Origin of the sequence: Halorubrum sp. ASP1 (assembly GCF_005435135.1) — an archaeon.
In the GTDB taxonomy this organism is placed as follows: domain Archaea; phylum Halobacteriota; class Halobacteria; order Halobacteriales; family Haloferacaceae; genus Halorubrum; species Halorubrum tropicale.
Genome location: NZ_SGUA01000010.1, coordinates 1 through 13,857, shown reverse-complemented (window position 1 = coordinate 13,857; position 13,857 = coordinate 1). Strand labels below are relative to the sequence as shown.

General features: G+C 56.6%; 16 protein-coding genes. 5 read left to right on the top strand and 11 right to left on the bottom strand.

Annotated features, from left to right (window positions below; genetic code table 11):
- Window positions 1–37: 37 nt before the first annotated feature.
- On the bottom strand, window positions 38–1,282 hold the full coding sequence (locus EXE48_RS14280; RefSeq protein WP_137711879.1) for a hypothetical protein: 1,245 nt from the start codon (window positions 1,280–1,282) through the stop codon (window positions 38–40).
- A gap of 247 nt (window positions 1,283–1,529) precedes the next feature.
- Between EXE48_RS14280 and EXE48_RS14275 the strand changes: the two genes are divergently transcribed.
- Entirely contained in the window at window positions 1,530–2,960 is a 1,431-nt protein-coding gene (locus EXE48_RS14275; protein ID WP_137711878.1) for a lamin tail domain-containing protein, read from the top strand.
- Entirely contained in the window at window positions 2,957–3,256 is a 300-nt protein-coding gene (locus EXE48_RS14270; RefSeq protein ID WP_137711877.1) for a DUF3006 domain-containing protein, read from the top strand. The genes EXE48_RS14275 and EXE48_RS14270 overlap by 4 nt, the downstream gene beginning before the upstream one ends.
- A 1-nt stretch (window position 3,257) precedes the next feature.
- On the opposite strand, the gene EXE48_RS14265 is transcribed toward EXE48_RS14270, so the two are convergent.
- Complete coding sequence (locus EXE48_RS14265; RefSeq protein ID WP_137711876.1) at window positions 3,258–4,142, bottom strand: hypothetical protein; 885 nt, start codon at window positions 4,140–4,142, stop codon at window positions 3,258–3,260.
- A gap of 263 nt (window positions 4,143–4,405) precedes the next feature.
- Here EXE48_RS14265 and EXE48_RS18830 point away from each other — a divergent pair, with 263 nt between their 5' ends.
- Window positions 4,406–4,558, top strand: a complete 153-nt coding sequence (locus EXE48_RS18830; RefSeq protein WP_199236403.1) for a DUF7837 family putative zinc-binding protein — start codon at window positions 4,406–4,408, stop codon at window positions 4,556–4,558.
- A 53-nt stretch (window positions 4,559–4,611) separates the two neighbouring features.
- Complete coding sequence (locus EXE48_RS14260; protein WP_394348059.1) at window positions 4,612–5,025, top strand: TRAM domain-containing protein; 414 nt, start codon at window positions 4,612–4,614, stop codon at window positions 5,023–5,025.
- A 227-nt stretch (window positions 5,026–5,252) separates the two neighbouring features.
- On the opposite strand, the gene EXE48_RS14255 is transcribed toward EXE48_RS14260, so the two are convergent.
- Together EXE48_RS14255 and EXE48_RS14250 are read right to left on the bottom strand one after the other, a co-directional pair.
- The gene (locus tag EXE48_RS14255; RefSeq protein WP_137711875.1) at window positions 5,253–6,140 is read right to left on the bottom strand and encodes an SDR family NAD(P)-dependent oxidoreductase; all 888 of its coding nucleotides are present in this window, start codon (window positions 6,138–6,140) and stop codon (window positions 5,253–5,255) included.
- Complete coding sequence (locus tag EXE48_RS14250; RefSeq protein ID WP_137711874.1) at window positions 6,137–6,529, bottom strand: hypothetical protein; 393 nt, start codon at window positions 6,527–6,529, stop codon at window positions 6,137–6,139. Before EXE48_RS14250 ends, EXE48_RS14255 begins: the two co-directional genes overlap by 4 nt.
- Window positions 6,530–6,777: 248 nt before the next feature.
- Between EXE48_RS14250 and EXE48_RS14245 the strand changes: the two genes are divergently transcribed.
- Window positions 6,778–7,059 (top strand): helix-turn-helix transcriptional regulator, encoded by a 282-nt coding sequence (locus EXE48_RS14245; RefSeq protein WP_122106947.1) that lies wholly within the window; start codon window positions 6,778–6,780, stop codon window positions 7,057–7,059.
- A gap of 45 nt (window positions 7,060–7,104) precedes the next feature.
- On the opposite strand, the gene EXE48_RS14240 is transcribed toward EXE48_RS14245, so the two are convergent.
- From EXE48_RS14240 to EXE48_RS18485, 7 genes are all read right to left on the bottom strand, one after another.
- On the bottom strand, window positions 7,105–8,151 hold the full coding sequence (locus tag EXE48_RS14240; protein ID WP_137711873.1) for a restriction endonuclease: 1,047 nt from the start codon (window positions 8,149–8,151) through the stop codon (window positions 7,105–7,107).
- Entirely contained in the window at window positions 8,148–8,834 is a 687-nt protein-coding gene (locus tag EXE48_RS19150) for a hypothetical protein (protein WP_241992017.1), read from the bottom strand. The genes EXE48_RS14240 and EXE48_RS19150 overlap by 4 nt, the downstream gene beginning before the upstream one ends.
- On the bottom strand, window positions 8,834–9,175 hold the full coding sequence (locus EXE48_RS14230; RefSeq protein ID WP_137711937.1) for a DUF7344 domain-containing protein: 342 nt from the start codon (window positions 9,173–9,175) through the stop codon (window positions 8,834–8,836). The genes EXE48_RS19150 and EXE48_RS14230 overlap by 1 nt, the downstream gene beginning before the upstream one ends.
- A gap of 1,009 nt (window positions 9,176–10,184) precedes the next feature.
- Complete coding sequence (locus tag EXE48_RS18490; RefSeq protein WP_158295136.1) at window positions 10,185–10,346, bottom strand: hypothetical protein; 162 nt, start codon at window positions 10,344–10,346, stop codon at window positions 10,185–10,187.
- Window positions 10,347–10,453: 107 nt separating this feature from the next.
- Window positions 10,454–11,746: an RNA-guided endonuclease TnpB family protein gene (locus tag EXE48_RS14225; protein ID WP_137711872.1), complete on the bottom strand. Its 1,293-nt coding sequence runs from the start codon at window positions 11,744–11,746 to the stop codon at window positions 10,454–10,456.
- A 312-nt stretch (window positions 11,747–12,058) separates the two neighbouring features.
- Window positions 12,059–12,937: a hypothetical protein gene (locus EXE48_RS14220; protein WP_137711871.1), complete on the bottom strand. Its 879-nt coding sequence runs from the start codon at window positions 12,935–12,937 to the stop codon at window positions 12,059–12,061.
- A gap of 521 nt (window positions 12,938–13,458) precedes the next feature.
- Window positions 13,459–13,857 (bottom strand): hypothetical protein (locus tag EXE48_RS18485; protein ID WP_158295135.1); only part of this gene is annotated, 399 nt, incomplete at its 5' end.

Below are 13,857 nucleotides of genomic sequence, written 5' to 3'. Positions count from 1 at the left end.
GCTGGGCCGCTATTGATACCTTCGAGATTCCCAGACCTCAGATCGGTTGTTCCAATCGCCAGTCGCTCTCCTGTGGTTCAAGATTACTCGAATCAGATCCGGACTCCGAAAGGATGCCAGAATGGTACAGCATCTGTTTAAATTGATACGCGACCACCGAACGATACACCTGGGATTCTAACAGTGAGGCTGTGATTAAGTCACCGTCACCAGTCAGTACTGCAGATCGTGCCTCTTCCGTATCTCGAATAAAGAACTCGACCGCGAACGTGGGCGAGGTATCGAACAGATGCTCTACAACGGTAGGCAGAGTCGGCGGCTGTTCGTTGTTCTGAAGCTCTTGAATATGTTTTACGAGCATCTGTGTTGCGGGAAAACCGAACACTACCCGTCGGGCAATTAACGCCCAGTCAGGTGCTAGCTGAGTGAGTCTCGTCTTCTCACCTTTCCATGATTTGAACTCTTTTAACGTAGATTCCAATGATTGCTCGTGTTTTTGTAATCCGAATCGAAGCACTTCCTCACCCAAAGGGGATAGAACATCAGAACCGTCCGGTTGCTTCTCTATCAACCCGAGGAATACAGCACCGTCTCTGGCACTTTTGAAATCTCTCACCACGTATTCTTCGAGAACATCCCTAGTCGATTCAGGGTGGTAGACACAGAACGGATACCCAAGATAGTTTTTTGGGCGGTTGAGATGAAATGACTGGTCGGCAACGCGCTGTGGACCAGCCTGGAAACGTATCGTCGATGCTTCTTGGCCCACTTGTGTGCCAACTACTCGCGGTTTCTCAAGTACCTCTACCGATTGATTTTCTGTTACTCCGAGAACACCGATATTTAATTCTCGACCAAGAGCTCGGGTTTCTGACGAGATAGAGCTGCGAGGAGCAGCTAAAAACCCGAGATTCGCCTCCTGTAGCCGGTCATGAGCTTGAACTATCCCCGTCTCTGTATCAACCTGGCTAGTCGACCTATCTCCCTTCGCTTCAACGACAGTTAGAGGTGGAGAGCCTATATCTCCGTGGTGACCACGAAAGATGTCATCTTCAATCGAACCAGCGCCAACAAGATCAGGATACCCTGTACCCACACGTACGTGATTGAATGGCGCTAGGGTCTCGGTTATTTCCTGTGGGATTGGAACATCATTCAACCAATAGTCGGTTGAGAACTGTGTGTCGACAACAGTGTATCCTGTTCCAGCCTCATGTCCAGTAAATAACTGCTCTTTTGTCGTTGCTAGCACCTCGGGCTCAGTCAATGACAGTGTTCCCATATACAATGCGAGCTATTCCAGCATCAAATAGACCCGTAGTGGTGTCCAGCTTAGGATCAATAGTGAGTCAGATCGATATATGAGTGTTCAGACTTAATATAACGGAGCCCATTCTACTATTCATAGACTCCCAGCTTCAATATCCTTACCTATCTTCTACCGATCCAAAGTCTGTGAATTCGTGTGAGAGTATGGACTATTTGTCGGAGTCGCGCAACTTTACACGCGAGGGGTGTCGAGTGAAAACATGGAATCGCCACGGAAACTCACTGCTCTTCTCATCATCGCTGGGATGGTTGTCCTCGCCGGATGTGCCGGTGGGATATCTGGTGACCCAGCTCCTGCTAATCCGGAACCGGCCAACAATTCGTCAACAGTCACCACAAACGGGAGTGTTGAGATCCATTATATCAACGTCGGTCAATCCGTCAGTACGCTCATTACGAATCCAAGCGGTGAGACGATGCTCGTCGATACTGGGCACTACAACGATGACGGCGAACACGTCCTCGAGTATCTCCAAGCACAAGACATCACACGAATCGATCACCTCGTAACATCACACAGTGACGCGGATCACATCGGTGGAAACGCCGCGATCATCGAGTACTACGAAACAGAAGCCGACGGGATCGGCGCGGTGTACGACCCCGGTATCGCATCAAGCACACAAACTTATGCCGAGTATCTCGACGCGATCGAAACACACGACGTGACACTGTACGAAACGCGCGAAGGCGACACGATCGACTTTGGCGATGTCGACGTCGATGTCCTCGGCCCACCGGATCCGTACCTCGAAAACGAAGATCGCAACGAGAACAGCATTGTCCTCAAACTCACCCACAGCGAAACGAGCGTCCTGCTCTCAGGTGATGCCGAAGACGACCAAGAAGCATACCTTGTCGACGAATACGGGTCAGAGCTGGAGTCGACAATTCTGAAAGCCGGCCACCACGGCTCTGCGAGCTCGTCAAGTGGAGCGTTTCTTGATGCGGTCGATCCGCAAGCAGTCGTAATCTCGAGCGCGTATGATTCCCAATACGGACATCCCCACGAGGAGGTCCTCCAACGACTCGCTGAGCGATCACTCCCAGCGTATTGGACCGCAACACACGGCAACATCATCTTGACCAGTGACGGACAGAACGTTACCGTCCAAACCCAGCGGGATGCCCCGACTGATCCGAGTACGCTCCGTGAGGGCGATCCGATCGACGTTGGAGCGCCTGATGCTGTTAGTGACCGGGCCCGCATTGAGAGCGATGGGACAACCAGTATCGACACCGGCAGCAACGACACTCCCGACGAGACGGACAGCGAGACTGATGAGACGACGGCTGAGGCTGGCCTGACAGTCGCCGAAATCCACGCGGACGCGGCTGGTGATGACCGAGACAATCTCAATGATGAATACGTCGTCTTTGAGAACACCGGTAACGAGACGCTGGATCTGTCTGGCTGGACGGTCGAAGACGAAGCAGGCCAGAGGTACACTGTTCCCGAGGGGTTCGAGCTTGCTCCCGGCCAAACAGTGACACTACACACAGGAAGTGGAACAAGTACAACTACTGAGTTGTACTGGGGTTCTGGGTCGCCGATTTGGAACAACGACGGGGATACCGTGATCGTCAGTACTCCTAACGGGGAGCATGTCCTAGAGGAGACATATTCATGACTGATCTAGTTGATCTGGACAACGGCGAATACACAGCCGTGGTGGACTCGATCGAAGATGGGTTCGCTACCGTGTTTTTCGAACGAGACGGCGAGGAGGTAGAGAATGCTGTCTTGGAAGCTGATCGACTCCCTGAGGACGGGCACCACGCCGATGCGATCCTCACAGTCACCGTCGTCGACGGCGACTTGGGGACAGTACAGTACGAACCCGAGCAGACCACGAAGCGAAAAGACGCAGCCCAGAATCGGTTTGATCAGCTCTCGAAACGGCCGCCGTCGGAAGACGATTCGTAGATCACTCAGTTGGTGTCCCCATGCGGTTACCCGGTTTCTTAGTCGATCGGTGGCCGACGTACTCCGCGATGAGCACGAGTACAGTAACGATCATGCCGGTCGCAAACCCTGTTCCATGAGCGATTACGCTGACAAATCGTCCCGTTTCATCCAGTTGGACTTGGAATAGCTGCGAAAGGAGTACGACCACTACTACACAGCCAACTACGATAGGCAGGAGTCCATCACGCTGTGACCAGGCCCATGCCTGCCACGTTGGGATTTTAGGCCTGTTTCTGATAATCCAGATTCCGATCGCGAAGGCTACAATCGCACAAAGGACGACAGCTACAGACGGAGACAACACAGCAGACGTGAATGCGAGCGCGGAGAGCGCTCCAAGAACAATTGTTCCAGTCGTCGCCACGCCGGCGGTATAGCCATACCTCGCGGTCACTGTACGTGCGAGTGAGACGTACAGCAATCCACCGAACGCGCTCACGACTCCAGAAAATCCGCGTGCCGTCGTCGCGTCCGAAACAAGATTCCACTGGACCTTCAGCAGCCAGTAATCTCCAAGCTTTGTCATCGGCGGTGCGAGCACAAGACACCCGACTACAGCGAACCAGAACGGACATCGACGCGTCCATGTCATAGAGAGTGCGTACGCTGATGCCATCACGATCGCGTACCACGTGACGCTGGACGCTAGATGCGAAACGCTATCGTGGAGAATTGCCGCGGTCCATGCCGAGACTACAGTGGGCTCGCCGTACGTGAACAGGAACTGCGAGTGGAGTGTTTCGGGGAGGAAGAAATGAACAGTGACGAGGACACCAACTACCCCAGAGAGTATGGCAATCTCCACCGCGTCGGTTGAGGTTCGGGGTCCCTGTCGTCGAGACATTCACGTGAGGTTGTCTAGGAGCAAATAAAAAAGAACAGATCGGTCCACTCGTGGGGGCCAAATATTCGGAAGTTGGATAGCGATCGAGCATAATCTTAACCAACAAAGTAGAGATAGAGCGCATGTTGGTTAATCAGATTAGTAGCCTACATCCACCGGAAACCTAGTGTGTTTGGCCCGCAAAGCCGCCAAAGGCTTAGGTTCAAGACCAGCAGATATCCATTTGGAAGGAACACTGTCACACGCTCCTTCCACCCCTTCGTATGAACGCTGATGAATCGTTCCTCGGTCGGTGTCCGAAATGTGGTGAGGATATATCCGAAGCATGGATTCTCGTTGAGTACGAGAAAGACGACGGCACAAAGGGCGTGTGGACCGAGTGTCCGGCGTGTGAGAACGTTGTAGCGCCGGAGTAGGGAGACAGCAGAATAATGTGTGGTTCGTCGCGTATGGGAGTGTACAGTCTATAATGGAGATCTCAGATCAACTTCGGTGTCTGTTCTCAGGGAAAGTCGAAGAGCGGAACGGATCATATGTGATTGAGGTACCGGAGCAAGAGCTCCACCTGGGCGACCTAGAGGCAGACGAAACGTACCGTGTCGCTGTGTTGCCGTCACCCACCACTAGCGAGTCCACCACTACTGGCGCCGATCCACAGCCCGAGCAGGCGTCACAGACGCCCCCTGTTGAGAAAGGAGAACAACGCACTGTCGAAATCGAAGACATTGGTGACCAAGGCGACGGCATCACCCGAGTTGAGCGCGGGTTCGTCGTTATTGTTCCCGATACCAAACAGAGCGAGCGTGTCACTATCGAGATCACCGATGTCCGGGAGAATGTCGCCTTCGCGGAAGTTGTAGACCGCGTTAGCTACTACGAGTAGTTTGCAGCGTTCATTCTCTTCGTCTGAGGACGGGGTCCGGGTGAACGTTACAGGAGATTCACTTATACGATCCCCGTAGGGTTCGAGCCTGCTCCCGACGAAGTAGAGCACTTCATACTGGATGCGGAACAAGTACAACTACTGAGTTGTACTGGGATTCTGTCTCATCGAGATACACCAATGACGGGGATACTGTGATCGTTACCAATGCTAACGGTGAAAGAATCTTAGTTGGTGCTAGACGTCGGCCAGTTGGATGTAATACCGACCAGCTCGGCACTCATTCGCCAGAGCCGCCGTCGCACCGCCTGGTTCGTTGCCTCGGGTGCGGGATCAGCGGGACCATCGTTGCCGACGTATTGCCCACTCACAGAGCCATACGTCGGCTCCACCAGAAGCGTTTGGAGGCGTTCAGCGGCCGCCTGTTTTGAGGTGGCGACACCCGGAACCAGCCCCGCGATCCGAACCAGCAGCCGCGTTCGGAACGACGCCTCACGGAACAGGTTTGTCGACGGAACGAACCCCGGATGAACGCAGTTGACCGTAACCACAGAGTCATCTGGGAGTCGGTCATCCAGTTCGACCGTGAACGCGATGTTCGCCAGCTTCGAGCGAGCGTACGCGTCGAGTGAGTCGTACTCGTCCGTCAGCTGGAGGTCGTCCAGATCGAGTGTCGCCCGTCGATGGATGTCCGAGGCGGTGACAACAACACGCGGATCGGGTGCGTCACGGAGATGCTCGAGTAATTCGTATGTCAAGAGGTAGGGAGCCAAGTGGTTCACCGCGAGTGTGAGTTCGATTCCGTCCGGACTCTCACGCCGTGTTCCAGCCGAGAGTCCAGCATTGTGAGCGAGGACATCAATCCGATCGTACTCGCGTTTCACGGTTGTTGCGAGAGACCGGATGGTGGATTGGGAGGCGAGATCAGCCTGATGGAACGCGATTGTTCCGGCAAGGTCGTTGGATTGTTCTGTGAGGGTGGCTCCCTTCGACTCGTCGCGGCCGACGACTGCGACGGTCGCACCTCGTCGTACGAGGTTGACCGCTGCCACCCGCCCGAACCCGCTCGTTCCGCCGGTGAGAAGGATCGTGCGGTCGGAGAGATCGTGGGTCATACCCCGTTTCGACGTCGACGGCTCAAAAGCGCGAGGAGCACATACACCGCACCGATCACGCGGACGCCGTCGGTGAGGTGTTCGTTCCATTCCACCGACTCGGGTTCTTCGTACACGAGCGCCCCCGCGATTTGCTCGTACAGTCGCGGGATGAAAAGCAAGACGGCACCAACGATTCCGGTGACATTCAGCAGCCACGCGTAGAGGCGACCGTCACGAAGCACGGCGAGCGTAATGACGACTCTTTCCGCCCGAATCAGCGGGCCAAACCACGAATGGGCGGTGTTTTCTTCGGGGTTCTCAACCGCAATCGCCTCGAATACGTCCACGATTCGGTCCGGGATGAGCGCCGTGAGAATGCCGAGCGCGCCGAGGAACTGCCGTAGCATACGCCTTCCTTCGCTCTATCGGTGCTTAAGAGTTGGTGCCGACGGGATAGGTCTCACACATTACCATAGCGGCCGCGAAATACTCTTAACCAACAGATTTAGAGGAAAAGAGTGTGCGTTGGTTAATTTAGATGCTGTGATATCCTGTGCTACTACGCCACTGTGTCCGGTACTGACTGAGAAGCCGTCAATAGTACATCATTTCGAAGATCAGTAGTATTTCAAATCTTGAATACGTAAGAGAGGGTATGTATGATCTCACGGGCTTTCAGCGCGACTTGCTGTACGTAATTGCCGGTCTGGATGACCCACACGGGCTCGCAATCAAAGACGAACTCGAAGACTACTACGAAAAAGAGATCCACCACGGTCGGCTCTATCCGAATCTCGACACGCTCGTTGAGAAGGGACTTGTCGAAAAAAGTCAACGCGATCGGCGAACTAACGAGTACACCACCACTCGTCGAGGCACCAGAGAAATCGAGGCGCGAGCTGAATGGGAAGCCGAGTACATCGACCACGACGGCTGAATCGTCGCGATCGAGAACAGCCCGACACTGCCGCTAGCCTTTGAGTTAGTGCCCGGCTGCAGGATGCGTATCGTCGTCTCGATCGGTATCAATCGGTTCGTAGTCGTAGTCCATCCCCACGGGAGTGAAGCCAGGAACGTAGCTGAACCGTTTGCCAGGTTCTCCGTAGGAGAACATCGTGGGGAGAGTGCCCCGATCAACACGAGCGTTGTACTGTGGAGGCCATTCGTTGAGTTCAGTCGTCGGCTTGTACACTTGAGGCGCAGGAAGCGCACCTCGTTCAAGATCCCGCAGATCGAGAATTCGAACTTCGAAATGACGGGCGAGCTCTTCAGCCCGAGGTGCGATCTCAGTCGTGTGACAGAGGATCGGCATTGCCCGGCAGGCAAACGCTATCGTACACAGCCGGAAGATTGTCGATGGCGTGATTGTGTCGCTTGTCCAGTCTTTACACTGAGCGACAATCCAATCAGTCGGCTTCTGTTGTTTTGGCTTCCGGCTGGCGACGACATCGACCTCAAGACCGAACAGGTGCTGGCGCGTCTCTGCTCGATACCCCCACCGCATCAACGCGCGCTGGAGTTGATACTCAAGCCATCGCCCATCGCCAACCCCACGCCCAGCCACGTCTGCATAGACAGATCGGTGAGTAGAGAGCCTCTCAAGCTGCGTGGTGTTGTCCGTCGACTCCTCAAAAAGTGCGTCCTGAAGGATGACGATGTGGTCTCGAATCGTTTCGAGTGTTTGCTCAATCGAATACTCTTCTGAGGTTTGGTCGTACCCCTGAATGGAGAGATCATCAAGCAGCCGATCGAGACGTAATTCGATATGATAGAGTGCCTGAGCAGGGCCATCCCACGTCACCACCTCATAATCGTCTTGGGACGGGGGATGCTCTATATCCCCAATCTGTCGACGGGTCGTTTTGAGCGCGTACAACGCGAGAAACAACCGCCGCCGTGTGGTGACAGTTTGGACGGTCGTGAGTGTCTCTTCATCTGAGAGAGCGTCCCGGAACGCCTCAGTCGCGCCGATAAGCTTGGTGAGTCCACGATCGAAGCCGGGTGGAAGCGAGAGTGATTGGTCCGTCATTGAGAGAGCGGGCTGGGAGTAAAATCGTGGCGAGTCAGTGCGGTTTCTGAGAGCGGTCGGAGCGTTGGCTGTCCGTGAGTGCGAAGGTGGTGGTAGAACTCGTCTATCGTCGCAGGATACCACTGTGGGCTGTCGCGCTCGCGGTAGCGGAGCTCGCCGTCGACAGAGACGATCACACCCTGTTTAGTTGTAGCCGTCTTCGCGAACACGAGCGCTGGTGGATCCGGACGGGCCCAACTGTCACGGATCCACTCAACCATCGTTTCGAGCGGTGTCGGGTCGACGGGATCAGGGTACCGGGCTGCTGCTGGCGCGCGTATCGCGACGTCCTCGACACGGTCGCTACCACAGGAGCGCCACTCCGCGCCAGTCCACTCGAGTTCACGGCGTGTCCAGGACTCGCCTGTGCTGTCGGGTTCGAAGCGGAGGCGACGCGGTGGCGCACTCGGTGGGTTCCATTGAATCAGGCAGGCACCGTCGTCAGCAAGCGTGACGTCATCGCGACGGCGACGAAACGCGAACAGTGCGGCGTCGATCTGTGCCCGTGCCCGCCGCAGGGTGGCGAGTGGATCGCCACCCGGCATCGAAACGACATCGTCACCATCGTTGACAGCCTCGAACAACCGGTGGAAGTTGGAGTCGATCTCTCTGAGCGTCTCCAGTTCACGCTGGGAGTCAGCCATCAGGCGCCCTCCGAGTCCGGTTTGTAACACGCAGTCTGGAGTCGACGGATGTGTTCGGCAAGCGGTTCGGTCGCGTCTGTCGAAGAGACGGACTTCGATCGGTTGTTAAACGCGACTGCACCGCACTCATCAAGCGTCTTGAGGTGCGATTGAGTCAGAGAGATGTAGACCGAGGTGCGTTCGTTGCTCCCGATTTTACTGGGGTCGATCGCATTCTCGATGGCAGCGATTTCGACGGCCAGATCACCGGCGGAAATCTCTCCACGCGACTGTGAGAGTGAGAGCAAGACGCGGCGACGCCGGCTGTTTGCGATTGCATTGAACGCACTCTCTGGATCCATCGGGATGGCAGAAACGGTCGGATCGTCAGTAGCATCGGCCACTCAGATCGCCCCCGCGATGATTGTTTGACCGACAGATCGCTGGTGACGGTTCGACGGACTGTTGAAATTGGGCTGTGCGACGCGGTATGTCAGTAGGTCAATTCCGAGTGGAGTACTCTGAAAAACAGAGTTATCACTCCTGACCCTGTTTGGATTTATTGCTGTCATTGGCTGGCAGCACGACTCCTCCGGCGTCTGAGCGCCGGAGGGCTCCGTTAGGACTCGTGCGTGAGTTGAAGAGAATCGGTTGTGACTTTTATGTGAGTGTCACAAATCTAGAGTCGGTTATTTTGCCTTTTGAGCGCTTCTACAGTGGGAATTTGCTTCCGTTCTTAATTGTCTCTTAAATCATACTCCATCCACCACCGGTGGTTAAAAAAACAAAGGTAGTTGACGTGACTAGACAATCCCCGGATACAGTCGTTTGAGTGGGTCTAGAGGCAACGGAGGGCACCGGGCAGTAGGGGGCACCGGGCAACGGAGGGCACCAGAGTGGTTGATTACTAGGCAACGGAGGGCACCGGGCAGCGAGGGGCACCGGGCAGCGAGGGGCACCGGGCAGCGAGGGGCACCGGGCAGCGAGGGGCACCGGGCAACGGAGGGCACCGGGGCCAGTTCGGTGCCGGTGTCAAGCCTTACATTCCGATAGGCCACACCTCGTACTGAATTGGCCAGGGCCGATTGCTCCGAATTGGCCGTCCCTCGGCTGTTGGGGGCACCGGGCAGTAGAGGGCACCCGAGCTCTGTTGGTCTCGGCTGTTGCGGGCACCCAGCAACGAAGGGCACCAGAACTCGCCGTCGTTGGTTGTTGGGGGCACCGAGCAGTAGGGGGCACCCAGCCTGGTGCGGCCCCAGTCGCATCGCGCTCTTGGCCCTGCCTGTTCGCTTTCCTTGGCCGTGTGGCCCGGAACGCCCGACTGCTGGCACCAGCCTCGTGCTGGTGGGCTGGGTGTGGCCTCGATCGCCGTCACCGGAGTGTCGGTCCCGGCGTGTGGAGCGTCCCTCCTTGGAGCAGCGTTGGCTGCGGGTCCTCCGGGTCGTAACAGACGAAAACGTCGCTCTCGTCCGTACTGAGTTCGGTTGTTCGGTCCCCGTCGTGGATACCGAGGACTGGTGGTTGTTCTCCCATGCTTATCGGTCTCCGCTGGTGGCTGGTGGTATGTTGATCATCTTCCTCGCGCCCAACTCGAGGAGTGAACTGCCTCGGGGTCAAGCCCCGAGGCTTCTTCCTGCGGCTTAGCGTAACACTCCCGTGCCACTCTCGGCCTGGTGACCTCTAGCGAGTGGCAGGGTCGCAGTCGGGCAGTCCACACGCCCCGATGCCTCTCGTCGCACCTGCTGGAATCCCGGCAGGGTCTTGAGAAGAGGCACATTTCTTTCTTCCTTTGACATCCACTTCTTCGCGATGCTGATGCCGGCACCACGATCTGCGTGGTCCTGACACCCGCACTCAACGCATTTGAACCGCTTTCCACGCCGATTCGCCCGAGTCCGATGCTCGCACGCCGTTCTCGGACACTCCTGAGACGTGTACGCTGGATCAACCACATCCGACGGGATGCTCCCCCAAGCCGCCTTGTACGTGATGTACGAACGGAGTTTGGCGAACGGGAGCGAGTGCAACCGCCGGTTCATTCGAGTCCCATACTCAATGTCTTCACGCATGTCGGTCAAGTCCTCGAAGACGAGAACTGGACTCTCAAACTGACTGACCCACTCCACAACGTCGTGTGATACTTTGTGAAGTTGGTCGTGGATGTATCGTTTCTCACGGTCTTTGAGGACTGTCTCGAACGCAGTTTGCCCGTTCTGTTGCATTCGCTTCCGTATCGTGAAGAACTCGTGGCGGCGCTCTTTGATCCGCGTATAGTCGATGACTACGGAGTCAATAATGTCATTGGTATCCAGCGCGGCGAGTGCGACACAGTCCTCGTTGATGTCCACGCCAACAACGGTCTGAGCGTCCTCTTTGGGAGCTACGTAAGCAGTTGTCCGCGTGACGTTCACGTGTAGTTCGTGGCCGTCGTCTACTGGAACGACCTCTGCGGTGCCGACGCGCCACTCATCATCTTCATCTTGAAGTGCGGTTTGGAGTTGTTCCACGTGATCGGGACTGCCCTCGAGAACGCCGCGAACATGTTTGTATTTGAGTGCGCTAACTCTGAAGTGGATGTCATTGGTGTCCCCATCGAGAGATAGGTCATATCCCTCTCCATGATTCATCCGAATGGGGAATGGTTCGCGGAGGTTATTGTTCGGGCGTCCGTAGTCGTGATCCTCGTCGCCATAGTATTCTCCGAGTGCGGTGGTCGCTTTTGCGACGAGTCGTTGAGTGGTGTTTTGGACGTGGTCGCTGCGGTCAACGACGGCGTCTTCGATGTCGTCCCAATCCCAGCCTTCCTTATCGAGACGGAACACTTCGTTGACGACTCGCCGGGATTCGAGGGTACCGTCTGTCAGGAGGGATGGATCACCTTCTCGAATGTCGAGTTGGAAATCGAGAGTGTGTGTGAGTCCATCCGCCTCCATGATCAGTAATACGACATGTTCTCTTGTAAAGCCACCGACTCCGATGGATTCACATAATATTTGTCGGCATTCACCCTCGGGGTCAAGCCCCGAGGCACTCTGCCTCGAAATCTGTAGAAACACTCGCACGGTGGTGTGGCTCTGGCTCTCGGTGGCGCTTCGTCAGGGTGGTTAGGTGCGTCCGACCGCGAGAGTACGGGAACAGACGTAGCTGTACGGTCCGATTTCGGGATGTTGAATTAGTGTATGAATGGTGAAGGGTGGACGAGCCCTTCAGTGGCAGGCTGGAGTCGTCAGGAGGGCCGGACTAGGTTAGTCGGCCTTGGCCGGGGTGACCTCGCTCGCCGCCGCGCCCGCCTCAGGCTCCGGCTCGTTTTCCGGGGCCGCCTGCGGCTTGAGTCCGAGGTACTCGAGGTCGTCCGGGCTGAGTCGGGCACGCAGGTCCGCCACCTGCCCGTCCGTCAGGTCCTCGGCTTCGACATCGCTGCGCGAAGTTTCCACGAGGTAGCGCGCCCAGTCGAGGATCTCGTCGCCGTCCTTGTTGGCTGAAACGTCCACGTAGTCGCCGCTGAGCGCCGTCGCGAATTTCACCCAGGGGTTCGTTCCACGCGCCGTCGTGATCGCCTCCATACCCCGGTCGGTGCCGTCATGCAAAAACACCGCGTGGGTCGCCGTCGTGACCGTATCGAAGAAGTCGTTATAGACGCGCTCGTCGGTTTTTCCCATGGCCTTCGCCTTTGCGCGGTTGATCCGGGACTGCTCGAGGAGGGAGTAGTCGATGTCGTTGCGATCATCGCGATCGCTGAGGTCGAACGCACTCGCGTCGACGCCGTGTTCGGCGGCCATCAGCTCGCCGACCGGGACATCGTCTCCGGTCATCACGCCCTCCACGGAGTAGTTGTCACCGTCCTCCGCGGGGTCGTCGAGGAACATCCGCCAGTCCATCGAGTAGTACTCCACGTTCGGGAAGACGTCGGCGTCGAATCGCTCTTCGAGGAGCTGCGAGAGCGCGTAGTTCCCGCGAACCACGACGTTGTCGACACGCTGGTCGGCCATCGCCGCGATCTTCTTGATGCCCTCCTCAGCGCGGTCCGCGAGTGCGTCCATGTCCCGGACGTACCGGTCGTTTCCAGTGAGCCCGAGTGCCGCCACGAAAACGTTGAGCTCGTCGTTGGTGTTCGTCTCAGCCATGCTACCGCCGTTCTGGGATGCTTCTGTGGACATTGTGTATCACTAGAATTTTTTGTCGACCGCAACCGCATCTGCCGTTTGGGGATTCGCACCGAGACAGTCTGTCTGGACTGCCTCGATTTCTTCTCCCCCTACCCCAAATTGGGTATATAAATTCCCCAACCCACGCACCTGGACAGAGGGTACGCGGCGGCGCTCGCTGTCATCCTCACCGCAGACGACGACATGAACACCGTTGATCGAAGAGAATCCGAGTTCCCCTTCGCCCACCCCCGAGGAATACAAACCTCGCAGGTCGGACGCTCGAAGGGGAGACAGGCGGGATGTGCTCATTCCCAGCTCTCGACGAGCCAAGTTGGACACCTCCCTGAGTGCCTGCCTCTGATTCTCCTTCACTTCCTCCGGGAAATAGAAACTCCCCGGCTGTGCGCCCAGCTGGACATCCAGCCAGTGCGCTACTCGTTCCGTCTTGTCAATCGCACCGACCGTCTGCGTTGAAATAATTGACAAGACGAGTTCCCTCAGTACGTTTCGCCCGCGGTGTCTCGGATCTCCGTTGTGACGCCGATGTCGGGGATTTCGGCTTCGCGCGCCGCCATCGTCGCGTCGAAGTCGTTGGAGAACGTTCGATCCAGCGTTCCGAGTTCGTTGCCATCTGCGTCGAGGACGACGACCTCGAAGGCCCCGTAGTCCGCGCTTTCTCGCGCCGCTGCTGCGGACTCCGGTTGATCAAGGGGATATGTACCACGCATTTTGTCTATCTCTCTCCACTCGAAAACGGAGAGTAGAAACTCTCTGCGGGGCGCATCTCTCCGTCTTCCGTGAGCTCCAACTCGTCCGTCACATCCAGACAGGCCTCCAGCGCAGCCGAGCGAAGCGTGCTTCGCTCGGCTGCGCTGGAGGCCTGTCTGGATGTGACG

Coding starts and splice junctions, on each gene's coding strand:
- EXE48_RS14280 (WP_137711879.1), bottom strand. CDS start 1,282: ATGGGAACACTGTCATTGACTGAGCCCGAGGTGCTAGCAACGACAAAA.
- EXE48_RS14275 (WP_137711878.1), top strand. CDS start 1,530: ATGGAATCGCCACGGAAACTCACTGCTCTTCTCATCATCGCTGGGATG.
- EXE48_RS14270 (WP_137711877.1), top strand. CDS start 2,957: ATGACTGATCTAGTTGATCTGGACAACGGCGAATACACAGCCGTGGTG.
- EXE48_RS14265 (WP_137711876.1), bottom strand. CDS start 4,142: ATGTCTCGACGACAGGGACCCCGAACCTCAACCGACGCGGTGGAGATT.
- EXE48_RS18830 (WP_199236403.1), top strand. CDS start 4,406: ATGAACGCTGATGAATCGTTCCTCGGTCGGTGTCCGAAATGTGGTGAG.
- EXE48_RS14260 (WP_394348059.1), top strand. CDS start 4,612: ATGGAGATCTCAGATCAACTTCGGTGTCTGTTCTCAGGGAAAGTCGAA.
- EXE48_RS14255 (WP_137711875.1), bottom strand. CDS start 6,140: ATGACCCACGATCTCTCCGACCGCACGATCCTTCTCACCGGCGGAACG.
- EXE48_RS14250 (WP_137711874.1), bottom strand. CDS start 6,529: ATGCTACGGCAGTTCCTCGGCGCGCTCGGCATTCTCACGGCGCTCATC.
- EXE48_RS14245 (WP_122106947.1), top strand. CDS start 6,778: ATGTATGATCTCACGGGCTTTCAGCGCGACTTGCTGTACGTAATTGCC.
- EXE48_RS14240 (WP_137711873.1), bottom strand. CDS start 8,151: ATGACGGACCAATCACTCTCGCTTCCACCCGGCTTCGATCGTGGACTC.
- EXE48_RS19150 (WP_241992017.1), bottom strand. CDS start 8,834: ATGGCTGACTCCCAGCGTGAACTGGAGACGCTCAGAGAGATCGACTCC.
- EXE48_RS14230 (WP_137711937.1), bottom strand. CDS start 9,175: ATGGATCCAGAGAGTGCGTTCAATGCAATCGCAAACAGCCGGCGTCGC.
- EXE48_RS18490 (WP_158295136.1), bottom strand. CDS start 10,346: ATGGGAGAACAACCACCAGTCCTCGGTATCCACGACGGGGACCGAACA.
- EXE48_RS14225 (WP_137711872.1), bottom strand. CDS start 11,746: ATGGAGGCGGATGGACTCACACACACTCTCGATTTCCAACTCGACATT.
- EXE48_RS14220 (WP_137711871.1), bottom strand. CDS start 12,937: ATGGCTGAGACGAACACCAACGACGAGCTCAACGTTTTCGTGGCGGCA.